The 17548-nt window shown below is 52.8% G+C and carries 14 protein-coding genes and 4 pseudogenes; 6 read left to right on the top strand and 12 right to left on the bottom strand.

Features of this window, described 5'->3' with window-relative positions; all coding sequences use genetic code 11:
* Window positions 1–10: 10 nt before the first annotated feature.
* The 8 genes and pseudogenes from cysW to XI25_RS30200 form a co-directional block, all read right to left on the bottom strand.
* On the bottom strand, window positions 11–829 hold the full coding sequence (gene cysW / locus XI25_RS30235) for a sulfate ABC transporter permease subunit CysW (RefSeq protein ID WP_046681574.1): 819 nt from the start codon (window positions 827–829) through the stop codon (window positions 11–13).
* Window positions 830–984: 155 nt separating this feature from the next.
* Window positions 985–1826 (bottom strand): annotated as a pseudogene (cysT, locus tag XI25_RS30230) (sulfate ABC transporter permease subunit CysT).
* A gap of 22 nt (window positions 1827–1848) precedes the next feature.
* Window positions 1849–2924 (bottom strand): annotated as a pseudogene (locus tag XI25_RS30225) (sulfate ABC transporter substrate-binding protein).
* Window positions 2925–3254: 330 nt separating this feature from the next.
* The gene (locus XI25_RS30220; RefSeq protein ID WP_046681538.1) at window positions 3255–3893 is read right to left on the bottom strand and encodes an HAD-IA family hydrolase; all 639 of its coding nucleotides are present in this window, start codon (window positions 3891–3893) and stop codon (window positions 3255–3257) included.
* A gap of 91 nt (window positions 3894–3984) precedes the next feature.
* Window positions 3985–4674, bottom strand: coding sequence for an ABC transporter permease (locus XI25_RS30215; RefSeq protein ID WP_046681537.1), 690 nt, complete (start codon window positions 4672–4674; stop codon window positions 3985–3987).
* Entirely contained in the window at window positions 4667–5590 is a 924-nt protein-coding gene (locus XI25_RS30210) for an ABC transporter ATP-binding protein (protein ID WP_046681536.1), read from the bottom strand. Before XI25_RS30210 ends, XI25_RS30215 begins: the two co-directional genes overlap by 8 nt.
* 155 nt (window positions 5591–5745) lie before the next feature.
* Window positions 5746–6684, bottom strand: a complete 939-nt coding sequence (locus XI25_RS30205) for a sensor histidine kinase (protein ID WP_235440514.1) — start codon at window positions 6682–6684, stop codon at window positions 5746–5748.
* Window position 6685: 1 nt separating this feature from the next.
* Window positions 6686–7387: a response regulator transcription factor gene (locus XI25_RS30200; RefSeq protein WP_046681535.1), complete on the bottom strand. Its 702-nt coding sequence runs from the start codon at window positions 7385–7387 to the stop codon at window positions 6686–6688.
* A 172-nt stretch (window positions 7388–7559) separates the two neighbouring features.
* On the opposite strand from XI25_RS30200, the gene XI25_RS30195 reads away from it, so the two are divergent.
* Entirely contained in the window at window positions 7560–8222 is a 663-nt protein-coding gene (locus XI25_RS30195) for a cell wall hydrolase (protein WP_046681534.1), read from the top strand.
* A 222-nt stretch (window positions 8223–8444) separates the two neighbouring features.
* On the opposite strand, the pseudogene XI25_RS30190 reads toward XI25_RS30195, so the two are convergent.
* Window positions 8445–9421 (bottom strand): annotated as a pseudogene (locus tag XI25_RS30190) (lactonase family protein).
* A 227-nt stretch (window positions 9422–9648) separates the two neighbouring features.
* Here XI25_RS30190 and XI25_RS30185 point away from each other — a divergent pair.
* The 3 genes from XI25_RS30185 (at window position 9649) to XI25_RS30175 (ending at window position 12268) form a co-directional block, all read left to right on the top strand.
* The gene (locus tag XI25_RS30185) at window positions 9649–10887 is read left to right on the top strand and encodes a copper amine oxidase N-terminal domain-containing protein (protein WP_235440513.1); all 1239 of its coding nucleotides are present in this window, start codon (window positions 9649–9651) and stop codon (window positions 10885–10887) included.
* 257 nt (window positions 10888–11144) lie between these two features.
* On the top strand, window positions 11145–11774 hold the full coding sequence (locus tag XI25_RS30180) for a helix-turn-helix transcriptional regulator (protein WP_046681533.1): 630 nt from the start codon (window positions 11145–11147) through the stop codon (window positions 11772–11774).
* Between the two features lie 80 nt (window positions 11775–11854).
* Complete coding sequence (locus XI25_RS30175) at window positions 11855–12268, top strand: hypothetical protein (RefSeq protein ID WP_235440512.1); 414 nt, start codon at window positions 11855–11857, stop codon at window positions 12266–12268.
* Between the two features lie 921 nt (window positions 12269–13189).
* Here XI25_RS30175 and XI25_RS30170 read toward each other — a convergent pair.
* Window positions 13190–14581, bottom strand: coding sequence for a DUF4179 domain-containing protein (locus tag XI25_RS30170; RefSeq protein WP_046681532.1), 1392 nt, complete (start codon window positions 14579–14581; stop codon window positions 13190–13192).
* Window positions 14574–15098, bottom strand: coding sequence for a sigma-70 family RNA polymerase sigma factor (locus XI25_RS30165; protein WP_046681531.1), 525 nt, complete (start codon window positions 15096–15098; stop codon window positions 14574–14576). Before XI25_RS30165 ends, XI25_RS30170 begins: the two co-directional genes overlap by 8 nt.
* 619 nt (window positions 15099–15717) lie before the next feature.
* Between XI25_RS30165 and XI25_RS30155 the strand changes: the two genes are divergently transcribed.
* Together XI25_RS30155 and XI25_RS30150 are read left to right on the top strand one after the other, a co-directional pair.
* A complete protein-coding gene (locus XI25_RS30155) occupies window positions 15718–16425 on the top strand; it encodes an MBL fold metallo-hydrolase (RefSeq protein ID WP_046681530.1) in 708 nt (235 codons plus the stop codon).
* A gap of 113 nt (window positions 16426–16538) precedes the next feature.
* A pseudogene (locus XI25_RS30150) lies at window positions 16539–17029 on the top strand (CcdC family protein).
* A 233-nt stretch (window positions 17030–17262) separates the two neighbouring features.
* Here XI25_RS30150 and XI25_RS30145 read toward each other — a convergent pair.
* Window positions 17263–17548 (bottom strand): group II intron maturase-specific domain-containing protein (locus XI25_RS30145; protein WP_046681529.1); only part of this gene is annotated, 286 nt, incomplete at its 5' end.

Raw genomic sequence — 17548 nt, 5'->3', positions numbered from 1 at the left:
GAAACCCCTGTCAATGGGCACTTTTTCGCGTTAACCATTCCTTTAGGATCAAGGTAACCAGCGCTAACAGCAAGAGCAGCGAAGCCACCGCAAACGAAGCCTGAAACTGGTACTCGTTATACAGGATTTCCACGTGCAGCGGCAGCGTGTTCGTCTCTCCCCGGATATGCCCGGATACGACCGAAACGGCCCCGAATTCCCCCATGGCTCTTGCATTGCACAAAATCATGCCGTAGAGCAGGCCCCATTTGATATTGGGAAGCGTTACTCTCCAAAAAACCTGCCAGCCCCCGGCGCCGAGCGTAACGGCGGCTTCTTCCTCCTGCGTTCCCTGCTCCTCCATCAGGGGAATGAGCTCCTTCGCCACAAACGGAAAGGTTACGAACAGCGTTGCGAGAACGATGCCGGGCAGAGCGAAAATGATTTTGATATCATGGGCGTCCAGCCACGGCCCCAGCCAGCCCTGCCGCCCGAAGACAAGCACGAAGATCAGGCCGCCGATGACCGGCGACACCGCAAACGGGAGATCCACCAGCGTAATGAGCAGGCCCTTTCCCTTAAAGCTGAACTTGGTGATGGTCCAGGCCGCGATCACCCCGAAAATCGCATTCAGCGGGACGGTCAGCAGCGCCACGAGCAGCGTCAGGCGAAGGGCGGATAAGGCATCGGGATCGGACAACGCCGCGGCATAGACATCCCAGCCCTTTTTCAGCGCCTCCGCAAGCACGGTGAACAGCGGAAGCACGATCAGCCACAGCAGGACGATTCCCGCCAGGCTGATCAGGGTAACCTTCACCCACCGTTTTTCCGCGGTTGCCGGTGAAGGCATGGATTTTCCGGGTCGCGGGGATACCGGTTCGGATACCGTTTTCCGTTCCCTTCCTTCATTCGATTCGCGTCCTGTCACCGGTTCGCTTCCTACCCTCGATTCGCGTGCCGTCACCGGTACGGTTCCTGCCATGATGTCTCCCCCTTCTTTCGATTTTAACGTGCGGTTTTCCTCGTCCAGCGCTGCAGCAGATTGATGCCGAACAGCATGACAAACGAGATGAGCAGCAGCAGCAAAGCGACGGCGGTCGCGCCTGCGTAGTCGAACTGCTCCAGCTTCGACATGATGAGCAGCGGAGCGATCTCCGTCTTCATCGGCATGTTGCCGGATATGAACACCACCGAGCCGTATTCGCCGATCCCCCGCGCGAACGCCAGCGCAAATCCCGTGAGCAGCGGCGGAATAAGCGCAGGGAAGATGACCAAACGAAACGTCCGCCACGCCCGGCTCCCAGCGTAGCCGCCGCTTCTTCGGCGTCCCGTTCGGCATCCTGCAGGACCGGCTGAACGGTTCGAACCACGAACGGAATGCCGATAAACATGAGCGCCAGCGTAATGCCGAGCGGCGTGAACGCGGCCTTGATGCCCAGCGGCTCAAGCAGCGACCCGACCCAGCCGTTGGAGGAATAGATCGCCGTGAGCGCAACGCCCGCCACGGCTGTTGGCAGCGCAAACGGAAGATCGATCAACGCATCCCAAATCGCTTTGCCGGGAAAGTCGTAGCGGACCAGAACCCAGGCCAGCAGCAGGCCGAGGATCGTGTCGGCCAAGGCGGCCATGGCCGCCGTCCCGAGACTGACCCGATAGGAAGCCAACACCCGGGGATCAACGGCGATCGCCCAAAACTTATCCCACGTCAAGCCGGTATGGTTCAGCAGCAGCGCCGACAGCGGCACAAGCACCACGAGGCTCACGTAAAACGCGGTGAATCCCATCCCGATGCCGAAGCCGGGGATGACCCTGCGCCGCGTTCTGCTCTTGGTCCGTAGCGAAGCCATTCTTTGCACATCCTTTCTCCGATCAGCTGCCGGGCACATAAATCCGATCGAAAATGCCCCCGTCGTCAAAATGCTTTTTCTGCGTCTCTTCCCAGGTTCCAAACACATCCTTCAGCGTAAACAGCTCAATCGCCGGAAACTGATCCTTGAATTTCCCGCTTACCGCTTCCAACGTGGGCCGATAATAATTTTTAGCGGCTATGGTCTGGCCTTCCTCGCTGTACAAATATTTAAGATAGCCCTCCGCTACTTCGCGCGTTCCATGCTTGTCGGCGATTTTGTCAACGACGGCCACCGGCGGCTCCGCCAAAATGCTGACCGAAGGATTCACGATTTCGAATTGATCCGGACCGAGCTCGTTAATGGAAAGGTAGGCTTCATTTTCCCAGGCCAGCAGCACGTCCCCGATTCCCCGCTCCACAAACGTCGTGGTAGCCCCTCGCGCTCCGCTGTCAAGTACAGGCACATGGGTAAACAGCTCTTTCACGAATTCCCGGGCCTTCGCCTCATCGTTATTGTTCGCCTTCAGCGCATACCCCCAGGCGGCAAGATAGTTCCAGCGCGCGCCCCCGGAGGTTTTCGGATTCGGGGTAATGACTTCGACCCCATCCTTGATCAAATCCGGCCAGTCCTGGATGCTTTTCGGGTTCCCTTTCCTTACCAGAAAAACGATCGTGGACGTGTAAGGCGCGCTGTTATGCTCAAACTCGCCTTCCCAGCCCTCGTCAATCAGCCCTGCCTGCCGGATTGCGTCGATGTCATAGCCTAGCGCCAGGGTGACCACGTCCGCTTCCAGGCCGTCGATCACCGCCCGGCTCTGCTTGCCCGAACCGCCGTGCGACTGCTTAAACGTCACCTTCTGCCCCTTTTCCCGCTCCCAGTATGCGGCAAACGCCTTATTGTAGCTTTCGTACAACTCCCGGGTCGGATCATAGGATACGTTCAGCAATTCCACGTTTTTCACTCCGGCCCCCGATGCCTTGCCTCCATCCTGGTCCGCTGCCGCCTTATCTGCTTTATCCCCGCCGCAGGCGCCAAAGCTGCCGCCATCATCACCGCCATGCCAATGAGAACTCCTCGTTTCAAACCCTTTTTCATATGGAATCACTTCCCCTATTTTTCTTTGCCAAACAGGATCAGAAGGCGAAAAAAAACGGAGCAACCCCCAAAGGACAAGGGTCAAGCCAGCCTCTATGGCCGTGCCTGCCAATCCATCGGGTGTTCCTCCGTTCATACGGTGAGAACAAACTTTATAATTCCTACCTGTTTAGTATGTTATAGGCTATTTTAAATTCAATGACTCGGTCTGTCAAACGTTTTTTGCAATCGAAAAAGAAAGCCGGCATTCCGGGCACCGGCTCTCTCTATCCGCAAGCAACAGCTTCTCGGCAAGAAGGTTTCTCTTCCATGCGGAATGCTCAGGTCAAGTCAGGTTTCCTTCCCCGGCGACAGGATGTCATGCAGTTCCTCCGGGCGGCGGACCATATATTCGGGATTTCCTCTCTGCAGCAGTTCCTCCGCATCATATCCCCAGGTAACCAGCGCACAGGCGATCCCCGACTTCCGGCAGGCCTCCGCATCCCGCAGCTCATCGCCGACGTACAGCACTTCCTCCTTGGCGAATCCGCGTTCCTTCAGCAACTTTTTCAGCGCTTTATCCTTGCCGAATATGCTCTTTGCCGTATACACGAAATCAAACATTTCACCGTTATGCATGCCGAGGAACCTCTGTATATTTTCCTTGCTGTTGGAGGAGAGAATCCCCATCGTCATTCCGTTGTTCTTGGCAGCGGCAAGCACGTCCACGATTCCCGGAACGATATCAAGGCTCACCACGTCCTCTTTATACCTCTTCTTCACATCGGCCACCAGCAGGGGCAGCTTGTAAAACGGGCATTTCATCAGCTTGAGCCGTTCCCGGATCGTCATGGCGGCAAGCCGTTCAATATGTTCATCGGCAATCTTTTCATATCCGTATTTATCCGCTAAATCATTCATCAGCTTAATCACTAAATATTTGCTCTGGACCAGCGTTCCGTTAAAATCGACGATCATCACCTTGTACATGCATTCCCTCCTTCAGTCTTGACCCGGAGTTAAAAATGCCAACATAAACTCGAATCTATGACATTTTCTACATGCACAAGGTAAAATCCTGTCAGGCAATATCGGTATTGTCCACGTTCTTGAATGACAGATAGGCGATGGCCAGGCCGATAAGTCCGACCGTAATCGGCACGGCGATAAACTGACCGATCGAAAATCCGCCGTTGTTGGAGCTGATGATGCCTATGAGGAGGACCGACGAAATGATCGTTGCTGCCGCCGATTTTTTCCGCATGCCGAAGTATAGCGGCACCATGCTGATGCCGACCGCTGACAAGCCCTGAATGAGCATGTTCACCGTCTGATGGACCATCAATTCCGTGGACAGCGTTCCTTGCATGATATCCATGAACGCGTTCAGCGCAAGAAAGGACGCAACCACCATCACATTGGATATCAGGATGGTAACCAGGGTGATCGCCATGATCAGCAGAAGCTTGGCGGCAATCAGCTTTTTGCGGAGGACCGGATACGTAAACAGAACCGAAATGGTTTTGTTATTGTATTCCTGAATGATGAACGAACTGATCAAGACCGATGCAAAAATGACATACACCACCCGCACCATTGTCCCCATCGCCAAAAACACTTCCTCGTACGAGGCAAAAGCGACCTCAAGCTCATCATCGAGGGAAGGAAGCAGGCCCATAAAAACCACAATAAGCAGGTTGGCGATTAATACGCCTTTCCAGTACCAGCCGAGTTTATGCTTGCGCAGCTCCAGCTTCATTAATTTAAGCATATTTTTCACCTCCGCCGACCTGGTTCATGAAGTACTCCTCCAAGGAGGCACGCTTGTGATTGATCGATTCGATGGCCACGTTGTTCAGGATAAGCGCTTTGGAAATCTCCTGCTGGGAAACGTCCTGTTCATAGATGCGGATGACGGAATCGCCGATCACCTTGAAGTTCCCGATGTTCAGGCTGTTTTCCAGCACGAATGCCGCCTTCCGGCAATCCGGCGTAACGATTTCGATAAAGTCCCTGTTGCGGTTCTTCAGATCGCTCATAGAGACCTCTTCTTTCAGGATCCCGTTCTGGATGATGCCGATCGTGTCGGCCACCTGCTCGATTTCGGACAGCAAATGGCTCGAAATAAGCAGCGTTATTCCGTATTCCTTGCTGAGCATCTGGAACAAATCCCTGAAATCTTTGATGCCCACGGGATCCAGCCCGTTAATCGGTTCGTCCAAAATCAGCAGCTCCGGCTTGGTCACAAGGGCACGGGCCATGCCGAGCCTTTGCTTCATCCCCAAGGAAAACTCGCGAACGGGCTTGCCGTCCGCCGCAGTCAGCTTGACAAGCTCAAGCGCTTCGCCGATCGCTTTTTTGTCATGCAGCCCCATATACTCGCAATGCAATTCCAGATTGTCTTTCGCCGTCAGCTTCTCGTAAAAAATCGGATACTCGATGATGCTGCCGATCCGTTTAAACAACTCGACCGAGTGAGGCATAAGCCTCTCGCCGAAAATCTCGATCTCGCCGCTTGTCGGCTTGATCAGATTTAGCAGCATTTTCATAAGCGTCGTTTTCCCGGCCCCGTTCGGACCTAAAAATCCATAGATTTGTCCGTGCGAAATGTTCATGCTGACACCGGATACGACTTCTTTCCCGTTAAACGTTTTGGATAGATGCCGGGTGCTCACTACATAACCCATGTTTTAACTAGCCCCTCTCTACTTGCTTCTCATTGGATGACTTACCCTAACCTCATTGTAGCCGGGAGCATTTTCATAATTATTTCGCAATTCTTACGAAACTCTTAAGTTCAGAAACTCATGAGTTCATGAATCAAGAGCCCATTTCCCGCTTCTTATGGAATCCGGCGCAGCTTCACCGTAAACACCGTGGATTGATAGGGTCGGCTCTTGAGCGATATTTCACCGTCCATTTGCTCCACGAGCCTTTTGGTAATCGTCAGTCCCAGACCGCTTCCCTGAAAGGCCGGGTTCCGGGAATCCTCCAGCGTATACATCCGTTCAAAAACAAAACGCTGATCGCGCTCCGAGATTCCTTTTCCCCGGTCCCATACGTCAATGAACACCTCTTCTTCGGTGCCCCAGAGCCTAAGGCCGATTACCCCGCCCTCTGCGCCGTAGCGGAGAGCGTTCGACAACAGGTTGTTCAGCACCCGCCCAAGGGCCTCCTCGTTGCCCCGGGCATAGACCGGGTCGTCCGGAATGTCGATCTCCGTCGAAAGCCCGCCGGACTCCAGCAAATCGTAATAGGTCAAAATGGCGCCACGGCAAAATTCGTTCATGTGAACCCGGGTCAACGGAAAGTCGCGGTCACCGGATTCCAGCTTCGCCAGATCAAAAAAGCGGTTCATCAAATCGACGATTTCCACCGCCTTAGCCTGGACTTTTGCGAGCAGACGCTCCCGCTCCTCCGGCTCCATGCCGGGCTTGCTCGCGATCATTTCAATATACCCCAGCACCACGGTCAGCGGCGTTTTCAAATCATGGGAAATATTCGCCAGCATTTTGCGCATGGCAAGCTCGGTTCTGGTGAACTCCACCTCATATCGCCGCTTCAGCTCAAGCAGCCGGTTAACGGCATTCAGCAGCTCCCGGACGTCCGGGTCCCCGGTCGGAAGGAGCACTTGCTCCTGCGACGAGGCATTCATAATGGAGTCGAGCTTGGAAGTGACATACCTTAGATCCCGGCCCATTCGCCTCCTGGCTATATATTGCGCGGCATTCATGGCCGCCAGGGCGATGACGGCAACGGCGAGCGCCATATTTAGCACCATGCTAAAATTCCCCCAACCGGTACCCGATCCCCCATAGCGTCTTGATGTACTGGGGAACCGAGGGCTCGTCCTCGATTTTTTCGCGCAGCCGGCTCATATGGACATTGATGACGTTCTCGTCTCCGTAATACTCGTCTTTCCAGACGGAGCTGTAAATTTGCTGCTTCGTAAATACTTTTTTCGGGTGAGTCAGAAAAAGCTTTAACAGCTCCAACTCCTTGGCGGTCAGCTTGATTTCACGTCCGTTCTTGCTTACGGTCAGGTTGTCCAGGTCCATGGACAGCTCATGCACCTTCACGATGCGGGAATCCTGCGCCGGCGGATTTACGTCCGCATAAAACGTGGCACGGCGGATGGCCGCCTTGACTCTGGCCGTCAGCTCGATCATGGAAAACGGCTTGGCGATATAGTCATCGGCTCCGAATCCGAGCCCCAGCGCCTTATCGGCCTCTCCGTCTTTGGCGGAAAGAATGAGAATCGGCACATGGCTCCGTTCCCGGACGATCCGGAGAAAGTCCATGCCGCCAAGCTTCGGCAACATCAGATCAAGCAGAACCAGATCAAAGGATCGGCTGTTGAACAGATGGAGCGCTTCCTCTCCGTCTTTGGCCCTGCAAATTTCAAATCCCTCGCCTGAAAGATAGTTTTCGACCATTTCCCCGATGGAAAGGTCATCCTCAACAAGCAGTATCGAAGCTGTCATACAATAATTACCTCCTATGTATAATGCAAGTTGGATACTAGCGAATAAGCTAGTTAGTTGGCTTGCCAAAATGTAATCCATTTCCACTTAGAGCGGCAAGGCCTCCCAGGTTTTTTCCAGTTTATGCCGTTGTCCAGCTGCCTGCCGCCCATTATAATTCATCCGGAAGGAGATGATTACGATGACAGCTTGCAAGTGGAAAGTATTCGCTATCCTTATCGTCCTCTTTGTCATTCAAAGCCTGGGCTTTAAAGAGGACAAGGCCGAAGCGGCCCCCGTCCTCAAATACGGCATTGAGGACCCTAAAGTCTGGGACCTGCAGTACCGGCTGAAAACGCTCGGTCTCTACGACGGAGCATTGGACGGGAAATACGGCCCCGGCACGGTATCCAGCGTTCTGGAATTCCAAAAAGAGTACGGCGCCTACCCGGACGGGATTGCCGGCCCCGCCACGTGGAGACAGCTCAGAAAATACACGCTGAGCAAACCCGAAATGGACATCATGGCCAAAATCATTTACAGCGAAGCCCGCGGGGAATCCTACAAAGGTCAGGTTGCCGTCGGCGCCGTCGTGATGAACCGGATCCAGTCGGACGAATTCCCGAACACGATCGAAGGCGTCGTATTCCAGAAAAACGCGTTTACTGCCGTCATGGACGGGCAGTACGGAATGGAGCCGAATCGGACGGCTTATATGGCCGCTCTCGATGCCGTACGCGGGTGGGACCCGACCGGAAACTCTCATTACTACTTTAATCCGAAAACGGCCACCAGTAAATGGATTTGGACGCGTACGCCTACAATGCAAATCGGACGCCATACTTTTGCGAATTAAACGGTACGGGCAAGCAGAACAAACACCAAGCAGAACGACACCTAGCCTAAATGGATTCTGCGAGCAATAAACGTTGTCGTCCTTCGAATGGACGATAGGTTGCTGAGAGAAACATAAGTCGATCATAAATGAAATCTTATACTTTCTTATAATGAAATGGGCCCGGGGAACATGATCCCCGGGCCCAACTGTTGATTCAACTATGAAAATTCCGCCCTTCCGCTACGCTTCCCCCACCGGACAGATGCACACCGGGCGCGGCACTTCCAACGTAAAGCCGGTAGCTTCCAGCCCGCCGGTATCTTTGTTAATCTTGTAACTTGCGATCGAACCGCTGTCCTGATTCGCCGATACCAAAAATCCGCCGGGCAGAAGGCTAAAATGGCGCGGCGTCTTTCCGCCGGAGGAAACCCAATTCACCGCTTGCAGCATGCCGTTCTCGGCGTCAATGATATACTGCACGATGCTGTCATGTCCCCGGTTCGAAGCATACAGAAACCGCCCGCAAGGCGATACGGTGACCTGAGCCGCCGTATTCTCCACCTCACGCCCGGAGGGAGGGTTGAAACATGCTGAAGTGTTTTCAGATCGCCAAAAGTTGAATCGTAAGCAAACACGGTTACCGTGCAGTTCAGCTCATTCACGCAGTACATCCACTGTCCTGACGGATGGAAAGCGACATGGCGGGGACCGGAGCCCGGCGGCATGGCGATCTCGCGGTGGGTCACCAGTTTGCCGTCCTCCAGCCGGTAAAGGTTCACATTATCCATGCCCAGATCGCACACTACCACATATTCATGATGGGGATCCTGGAAAATGGAATGCGGATGCGCCTCCGACTGACGATCATCCCGCAATCCTCTGCCGCTGTGGCGGATCAGGGAAGAAATCTCTCCGATAGCCCCTTCCCCTTCCAGCGCAAAAACCGAAATCCGGCCGTCGCTGTAACCGGTCGTGAACAAATATTTGCCGTCCCGCGAGCGGGAGACGTGGCAGGCCCCGGAGGATTCCGTTGCCTTCCGGCTGATTACCTTTAGCTTCCGGGTTTCCGGATCGGCAGCATAAGCGAATACTTCGCTGTTCTCTTTTTCACTGACCGCATACAGCACCCGATGCAGCTCGTCCCATTCCAGGAAAGTCGCGTTTTCGATGCCGGAAGCTCCATCCACCAGCTGCAAATCCCCCGTTTCCCGATTCATCTCGCCCAAATATATCCCTTTTTCCTCAGCCGAGCCATAGGTTCCTATGTAAAAATACGTCATGCCCCATCACTCCTTCATGATTAGTCCTATTTCAATGTATTACCCATCCTAGCCCAATCTTTACCCTCCCGCCCCCTTTTCATAAAAGATCATACCTCTCAACCCGCCTCTGAATCCACCATAATTTTACTTAATATAAATGTATTGCCCAAGCTGGGTTTCTCATGTACGATTACCTCAACGATACTCATTATTTCGCTATTGTCGGGCTGATTTGGAAGGAGATGACCGCTATAATTAAGAAGAAAAGAATCATGCTGCTGCTGATTGCCATGCTGTTTGCGTTCGGGAGTGCCGTTCAAGCAGCCCCCTCCAAAAACCCGCCCCAAATCCGCGTGCTGCTCGACGGAAAACCAATTCAGTTCCAGGCAGCACCCGTTATGAAAAACGGAGTCACGTTCGTTCAGTTCAAACCGCTGTTTCAAGCCCTCGGCTATAACGTGGATTGGAACTCCGCCGCCAAGCAGGTGACCGGCACGCTTGCGGACCAGGAGCTGCGGATGAAGCTTGGATCTACGATTGCCTATGTGAACGGACAAAAAACAAAGCTTGAGACGCCGCCGTATGCCAATGCGGGAAATACCCTCGTACCGCTCCGTTTCGTGGCGGAATCGACCGGGCTGCCCGTGAAATGGGACGCCAAAACCCGTACGATCAAAATCGACCGCAAAACGGTTACGGACCTGGTGAGCATCCAAATCAAAAAGCTGTACGCCGGCCAAGCCGCCGCACTAAGCAAAGGCGATTATAAGGGGGCCCTTGCGGCTGTCCACCCCAAGTCGCCAACCCGCAAGAGCCATGAACAAAGCTACGAAGAGATGTCGTCCGGCAAAAGCAAAGTATCGGCCTACGTATATAACGTGACCGTGGCCGGTACATCCGTAATTGCTACCGTAGCGAATACTTTCGAGCGTACCGGCGGAGCTTTCAACTGGGACTACACCTTATACAAGGAGGTTCTCCTGAAAAAGGATGCTGCCGGTGCATGGAAAGAATATGACAACGGGATTTTTGACATGGAATACCATCTGCCTGACGGCCTTTTGGACGCAAAGCCGGAAGTGCCGGAAGCGGAACGGACTGCCATGATGAACATCCTTCAAACCCACTACAACGGAATCAACCAGGAGGATACCCGGCTTCTTTTCTCCGTCATCGCTCCTGAATCTCCGTACAAGAAAATCATCGATGACTGGCTTCAGTCGGGAGTGTTTAAAGAGCTGGATTTCAATATTCATTCCGACTCTTCAAGCATCGTATTGTACCAAAATGATGAAGCCGTTATTTATACCGAGGAAACCGATGACGCGGATGGAGACATGTACTCTTCCTCCGCCCTGTACTGGTTAAAAAAACAAAACGGCAGCTGGCTTATCTTCGATATGCTTGAAGTTACGGAATGAGCATGAAGCCGATGAGCTTCATCCCTTTTTTCAAAGTGCACCCCTTGGAACGGACATTGGCCCCACCCCGGGTTTAACCGATGGATTCCAAGGGGTGCATTTTTACGATTAAGTTCGAATCCACGGATTTTCCCAATATAAATCATGGAGAGACCAGTTCCGCCCGCGTGAAGACACGGGTAGACAGGTATCCGCCGATAGGCGATAATGTTTCTCATACAACATCAATGCAATTATAAAATCAGGTGGTGATCAAGATGGAACAGGCACAGAATCTGTCCACCCGGGATACCATTCTCCATATGTTAAAAACGCAGGGGCCTCTTAGCGCAAAGTCGATCGCCTCCGAACTTCTGGTCACCGAGATGGCCGTCAGGCGCCATCTGGGCAGCCTGGAGAAGGAAGGCATGATCCAGACCGAGCTGGTCCGCCAAGCCATGGGCCGCCCGCTCGCCCTGTACCGTCTGACTCCGCATGCCGAATCGCTTTTTCCTAACAAGTATTCCACCCTTACGATGGATCTGCTGGATGAGCTGGCGGAGGAAGCCGGCGAAGGCATGGTCACCCGGCTGTTCGAACGCCGGCGCGATAAGCTGCGTCAGCGTTACGAACGCGGGATCGGCGGTAAACCGCTGAGTGAGCGTGTCCGTACCCTTACCGACATCCAGAACGAGAACGGGTATATGGCTGAATGCGAGCAAACCGGGGAAGGCCAGTACGTCATTAAAGAGCATAACTGTCCGATTTCAAGGGTTGCGGACCGTTATAACCAGGCCTGCAGCTGCGAACTCGAGCTTTTTTCCTCCCTGCTTCAAGCCAAGGTGGAACGGACCGAATGCCTCGCTAGCGGAGGCTGCCGATGCGTGTATGTCATAACCGAAGACTAGAATTGTGGGTCCCTTGGCCAAGTTATGGGTAAAAATTAATTACCTTATGTCATAACTTGCATTTTCAAGGAGGCTCCCCCATGATGGACATCCATTCGATCATTCATGTTAACTTTCCGTGCCGGAAATGCCGGGAGAACATTCAGGTAACCTTTGAAACCGAACAGCTCACCGGCGTCCGCTGCCCGAATTGCGATTCCGGATATACGCTGATGAAGCCCACCATCGGTGACGAAATCTTGATCGACTGGGAGAAAGAAGCGATCTACCAAAAAGCCCGGGCCGAGAAGACCGAGCAGGACAAAACCGAGCTCATGGCGCTCATCATCAAGGTTGTTGAGCTCTTAACCTGGCGCGATGAAGGCAACGGCCATATCCGGGCCATCGAAACGCTGCGCCAGTGGCTGCTGTTAAACGGCGTGCCGAAAGCGCTGATCGAGCTGCTCGATGCCAAAGGGCCGGACGGGAGTTCGCCGACGGAATACAGGAATTGATGGGGTTCATTAGACCGGGCCGTACGAAGAGCCTCGTGCGGGGGTTTTGGTGGGAGCACGATGGTGCGGTGAGCACGATGGCGCTGCAAGCACGATGGCGCGGTGAGCACGATGGCGCTGCGAGCACGATGGCGCGGTGAGCACTATGGTGCGGTGAGCGCGATGGCGCTGCGAGCTGCAGCGGGCTTGGGGAGCCACGCGATGTAGCAGCCTCGGATCGTACGGCCGCGGGCTGGTGAGGTCGCGGGGTGGCGGAGTCACGGGTGGTGAGGCCGCACTACAGCTGCAACGTTTGCCGCAGAAAATGTTTTAGGGAGTAGTTCCTGCGGGTTCCATTCTATGCAGCTGGATCAGCGGCGTGTATGCAAACTTTTGTAACGGGTAGCTTGATCGAGCTACTCCGAGGGCCGAAGGTGCCGCGTTCGACGCTCTGGGCCTTTTAACGGACATGAGTTCCGTTAAAAGGCATTTTCGAGCCTCTTCTCCGTTGTAACGGACATGGATTCCGTTAAACCGTTAAAACTTGTGGATTCCCCTGCATTTCGGTATCTTAACGGATTCTATGTCCGTTAGAATAAGAAACCGGGGCAAATCCAGGGAATAACGGATCCTGTGTCCGTTAGCGTAATCGGAAGCTGTCCGGGGCAGCTATACGCTCAAATCGAAGCGGCTTCGTTTCCAACTTGAAGAACGATAGCATTTTCGGAACAAATATAAGCCATGTACCAAGTGATTTTTTGTACATGGCTTATATTTTATAAAGGAACGTCGCCCTCACTGGGGACGTTCCTTTCGTTTTAACGGCACCGCAAAGGTTTGGCCCTCAAACGAGCTGCCTCATCCTTCGCGCCGGGATGCATAGGCGATTATCACGGTTTTAGTTTACCGAGGTTTTACCCTTACGATTCCAAAGCCATGCATTTACTTGATCGGAATCTCGATTGCTTTTTCAATTAAACCGGGATAACTGGTCAGCGTGAACGTCAGCGGCTGCGAATAATCCCGGGGCTTGAGGTAGAAGTAATAGGTTGCTTTGCTCCATCCGGTTTCGGAGCCCGAACGGGTTTCCGTTCGGGTACCGTTATGAGCATCGGATTCTGTGTGCCTCTTGCCCTTTCCGTCCACGAATTCCGGCTCGAAGGAAAGATTTGAGGAATTGCTTGAGTTCCTGTTCTCATACTCAAGCTTTAGCGTGTGGACCTCCTTCCCTTTTACGTATTCGTCGAATTTCAGCATTTCGTCAGGGGAATGAAGCACGGCGCCCGTTTCGGTATCCACCTTAACCTTCAGGAGAGAAGGATCGACGGCATGCAATCCTTCCGATCTCAACGTAATGGAATCCGGCCGGTCCAGGGCATTGCTTCCGAAGAAATACGTCATGTTCCCCGATTCGTCCGGAAGCCAGGACATATGGTTGACCAGACGAACAATCTCTCCGTTTTTGACCGATTCCAAGTACGGCTCATGCAGACCAAATACCTTCATCGTATTCTCCTTGTCGATATTAGCCTTCAGCACGATACCCGTCGGTGAAACGACCGCTTCCCGCAACATGATTTTTTGTCCCTCGACATCAATCGCCTGATTGAGCGGAATCGTATGGATATACTTTCGGTACGTATCCATATCAAGACGGAAACCGACATTCAGTTCTTCCCCCCCGTCTTCCCGGATCCCTGCCCTCGCGTTGGCGGAATCCCGGGCCATCCGAACAGCAAGGGTGATGTCCTCCGGTATGGCGTCATTCTCCGAAAATGTAAAATCCACCTGCACCTCGTGAGTACCTTTATCGAACTCGAAAGCTCCTCCTGAGCGGGATCCATATTTCAATGATTTTCCCGTTTCGGGATCTTTAAGCTCCTCTCCCTGCACAATCGCTATCCGGTCCGACCGGTTTTCCAGCGTGTAAAATACGTTCAGCTGCTGCGAGCCCACGAGAACGCCGTCAACGGTTATGGTGTAGTCCCCTTTTGTGACCGATTTGCCGACCGGCTGGATAAGCCCGTGCTTATTGGCCGTGTTCAGCGTGATATCCTCTCCTAGTTCATGCCCCTTGAGCAGAGGAAAAGGTCCTGCGGCCATCCGTTCAGGCTGATGCAGCACAATGTTCCACATCAGCAACAAAACCGCCGCCAAAGCACCGGCAAAGAGGACAAGGCCTCTGTCTCGCAGCCGAAGACGCCGCTTGCGGCGTCTTCCCTGCCGGATTCCTTCCCGGATCGCGGACTCGAACGCTTCATCAGAGACGGCCGCGGCCTTCGATTTGGCATCTTCCGTGAAGCTTCGAAGCATCCGTTCTTCTTTCTCATGCATGAGTGACCGCACCTCCCGGTTCGATTTTCTGCTTCAGCAGCTTTAATCCCTGACGCAATCTGGTTTTGACCGTTCCTTCCGGGCAATCCAGCACTTTGGCGATATCAGCGACGGACATATCCTCGTAATACCGCAGAATCAGCACATGCCGGTATTTGGGCTTCATCCGGCTCAATGCACGCTCCAGGTCTACCTTGCTGTCGCTGACCATTTCCCCCGGAGCAGAATCGCCAACTTCCTCATAAGGAATGACGCGCCTCTTCCGTTTTTGTTCATCGATGCAGCAGTTGATGAGTATGCGGATCAGCCAGGTTACGAACACCTCAGGGTTCCGAAGGCGCCCGCACTTGGTCCATGCCCTGCAGACCGTCTCCTGCACCGCTTCCAGCGCGTCGGCCTCATTGTGAAGATAGCTGTAGGCAATGCCGTACAACTTTCTTTTCTGCCCCGTAATGAGTGCGTAAAATGCAGCCTCATCGCCTCTGCATGCGGCGGCGGCCAGTTCTCTCTCCTCCATGACGAGGCTCCCTTCCCCCAATTGTAATTTCTCGCTGATGAATTGCTTTTGTATATTAGACTGAGCTTTACCCTAAAACGTTTTTATTTTTGCAGCAAAAAACCAAGCAAAAACGCTTCGTTGTCCTTCAAGGGACGAAGTCGCTTTTTGCTCCCCTCATTGAACGAAAAAACTGCCCCGCAGGACAGTCAAATGGCACAATATTTAACGGGTCTTCCTTTTTCGGGGGCGGAATACATAATGAAAAAAAATATAACACAGACCGCAAATCAGCAAAATCAGAGCGGCAAACCAGATAACCGGAAGCAGATACGGGGCGTGTTCACTGGCCACATACAGTAAAAAAACGGAGACCGAATACATCAGCAAAAATATAACGGTACGCTTGTACAATTCCATGAGTCCAGCCTCTCTTTCCGGATACTTTTTCTGCATATTTTTCCGTATTCATAACATAATGGTAACTTATCCTGCATAAAAATGCACTCAAAAAATGGAAAAAATATTAAAATTTTATCTTTTCGACACAAATCCCATTTTGACTCGATAAAAGAATATTGACTAAACTAATCATATTAGTTAAAATATTAATATAAATAGTTAACGGGATGTGATCTTTTTGAAAAAAACTATCGTCGAGCAGGTTATGCAGCTGTCGTTCATGCCGCGGCTGTTCCCTGTGAACGTATATCTTGTCGAAGAAGAGAACGGATTGACATTAATAGATACCGGCATGCCTTTCTGCCAAAAAGGAATCGTGTCGGCCGCGGCCGACATCGGCAAACCGATTACGCGCATTGTGCTGACCCATGCCCACGGCGACCATGTCGGTTCGCTGGATGGATTGAAGGGCGCCTTTCCCGAGGCGGAATTTTCCATTTCGGCGCGGGATGCGATCCTGCTTACCGGAAACACCCGGCTGGAAGCGCATGAGCCTCAAACGCCGATTAAGGGGGGTATCCCGAAAGGCATCGCCTCCAAGCCAGATCGGCTGCTTAAGGATGGCGACATGCTGGGCTCCCTACTCGCCATTGACGCACCGGGTCATACGCCGGGCCACATGGTTTTTCTCGATCAGCGCAGCGGCATCCTGATTGCCGGCGATGCTTGGCAGACCCGGGCAGGTCTTGCGGTATCGGGTGATAAACGCCTGCTGTTTCCGTTTCCCGCCATGGCAACCTGGAGTAAAAGCACAGCCCTGAGCACAGCCAAAAAACTGACTGATCTCAGCCCTTCCGTGCTTGCATGCGGCCACGGTCCGATGCTTAAAAATCCCCTTCCCGGCATGCGCCAAGCGATCCGGAGAGCGGAAGCCTTATTTGCCTAAAACCCATGCCCTCAACTTCATGGTGTTCCTCAATTTTGTCCGGCAGCGTATTATGCTATAATCATCTAGGTATAAAGTGCTGTGACATTATTGATAGAAAGAGGTCTTGAATTGTGGTTGACCTGAATTCCCCAATTCTTCAAATAGGCTCTACGGTCGGCATGCTCGTGATGGCGCTCGCCGTGATCTTTATTCGCGTGAAAGCCAGCAGCCGTCCCGTTACCATCAAAAAAATCATTATTCCGCCGCTCGGGATGACTACAGGCTTTATGATGTTCGTTGTCCCTGAGGTGCGCATTCCCGTTTTGTGGGCGCGATCGCCTTTTTAATCGGTTGGTTCGTCTTCTCCTATCCGCTGATTCGGGGCACCAAATTCGAAAAGAAGAACGATCAGGTGTTCATTCAGCGGTCGCGAAGCTTCGTTTTCATTCTGCTCGGGCTGCTGACCGTCCGGCTGCTGCTTCACGGTTACATTGAAGAGTTTATATCGATTCCGCAGACAGGAGCCCTATTCTTCCTGCTTGCCTACGGCATGATTACCCATTGGCGCCTGTCCATGTACCGCCAGTACAAGCAAATCACCCGTCCCGAACCGACGATGTGACGAAAGAAAGCGCGTGGAACCTTCAACCGGTATTGTCTGACTTATTCAAAATCTGACCGTAATTCGTTCTTACGTTATCGGGAGGCGACTCCCTTTTCCCAATCGGATAGGAGGCTACCCATTAGTTGAGTAGCCGACCTTCCAGTCGAGTAGCCCGAAGGGGTTTCACCTTCAGGCTCTCACAGAACCGTACGTGAACCTCTCGATTCATACGGCTCTTATCATTCGGCCAGTTACGGTACCATTCCGAGAACCCAGTGTGGAAACATATTGGGTTCTCTTTTTGCGAGTTCTTTCAGCCATTTTTCCGCTCGACTGCGATGTCCCCTGAACCTCTTGTATTTGCACATTGCCCATTTGATCAGTCTGCGGTTCAGACAGTCAATGGTGTACTTTACTGCTGATGGATTGAATTTCGTGAAGTAGTTAAGCCAACCGCTGACCATTGGAGATAGCATTTCAGCGATCATTTCGATTTTACTACCGGTGTAGCTATGAATTCGCATCGATTTTATTTTG

Origin of the sequence: Paenibacillus sp. DMB20, from assembly GCF_000987955.1 — a bacterium.
In the GTDB taxonomy this organism is placed as follows: Bacteria; Bacillota; Bacilli; order Paenibacillales; family Paenibacillaceae; genus Paenibacillus_AQ.
Note: the sequence above shows the minus strand (reverse complement) of the source record. Positions and strands in the feature narration are given on the sequence as shown.

Coding starts and splice junctions, on each gene's coding strand:
- cysW (WP_046681574.1), bottom strand. CDS start 829: ATGCCTTCACCGGCAACCGCGGAAAAACGGTGGGTGAAGGTTACCCTG.
- XI25_RS30220 (WP_046681538.1), bottom strand. CDS start 3,893: ATGTACAAGGTGATGATCGTCGATTTTAACGGAACGCTGGTCCAGAGC.
- XI25_RS30215 (WP_046681537.1), bottom strand. CDS start 4,674: ATGCTTAAATTAATGAAGCTGGAGCTGCGCAAGCATAAACTCGGCTGG.
- XI25_RS30210 (WP_046681536.1), bottom strand. CDS start 5,590: ATGGGTTATGTAGTGAGCACCCGGCATCTATCCAAAACGTTTAACGGG.
- XI25_RS30205 (WP_235440514.1), bottom strand. CDS start 6,684: ATGGTGCTAAATATGGCGCTCGCCGTTGCCGTCATCGCCCTGGCGGCC.
- XI25_RS30200 (WP_046681535.1), bottom strand. CDS start 7,387: ATGACAGCTTCGATACTGCTTGTTGAGGATGACCTTTCCATCGGGGAA.
- XI25_RS30195 (WP_046681534.1), top strand. CDS start 7,560: ATGATTACGATGACAGCTTGCAAGTGGAAAGTATTCGCTATCCTTATC.
- XI25_RS30185 (WP_235440513.1), top strand. CDS start 9,649: ATGTACGATTACCTCAACGATACTCATTATTTCGCTATTGTCGGGCTG.
- XI25_RS30180 (WP_046681533.1), top strand. CDS start 11,145: ATGGAACAGGCACAGAATCTGTCCACCCGGGATACCATTCTCCATATG.
- XI25_RS30175 (WP_235440512.1), top strand. CDS start 11,855: ATGATGGACATCCATTCGATCATTCATGTTAACTTTCCGTGCCGGAAA.
- XI25_RS30170 (WP_046681532.1), bottom strand. CDS start 14,581: ATGCATGAGAAAGAAGAACGGATGCTTCGAAGCTTCACGGAAGATGCC.
- XI25_RS30165 (WP_046681531.1), bottom strand. CDS start 15,098: ATGGAGGAGAGAGAACTGGCCGCCGCCGCATGCAGAGGCGATGAGGCT.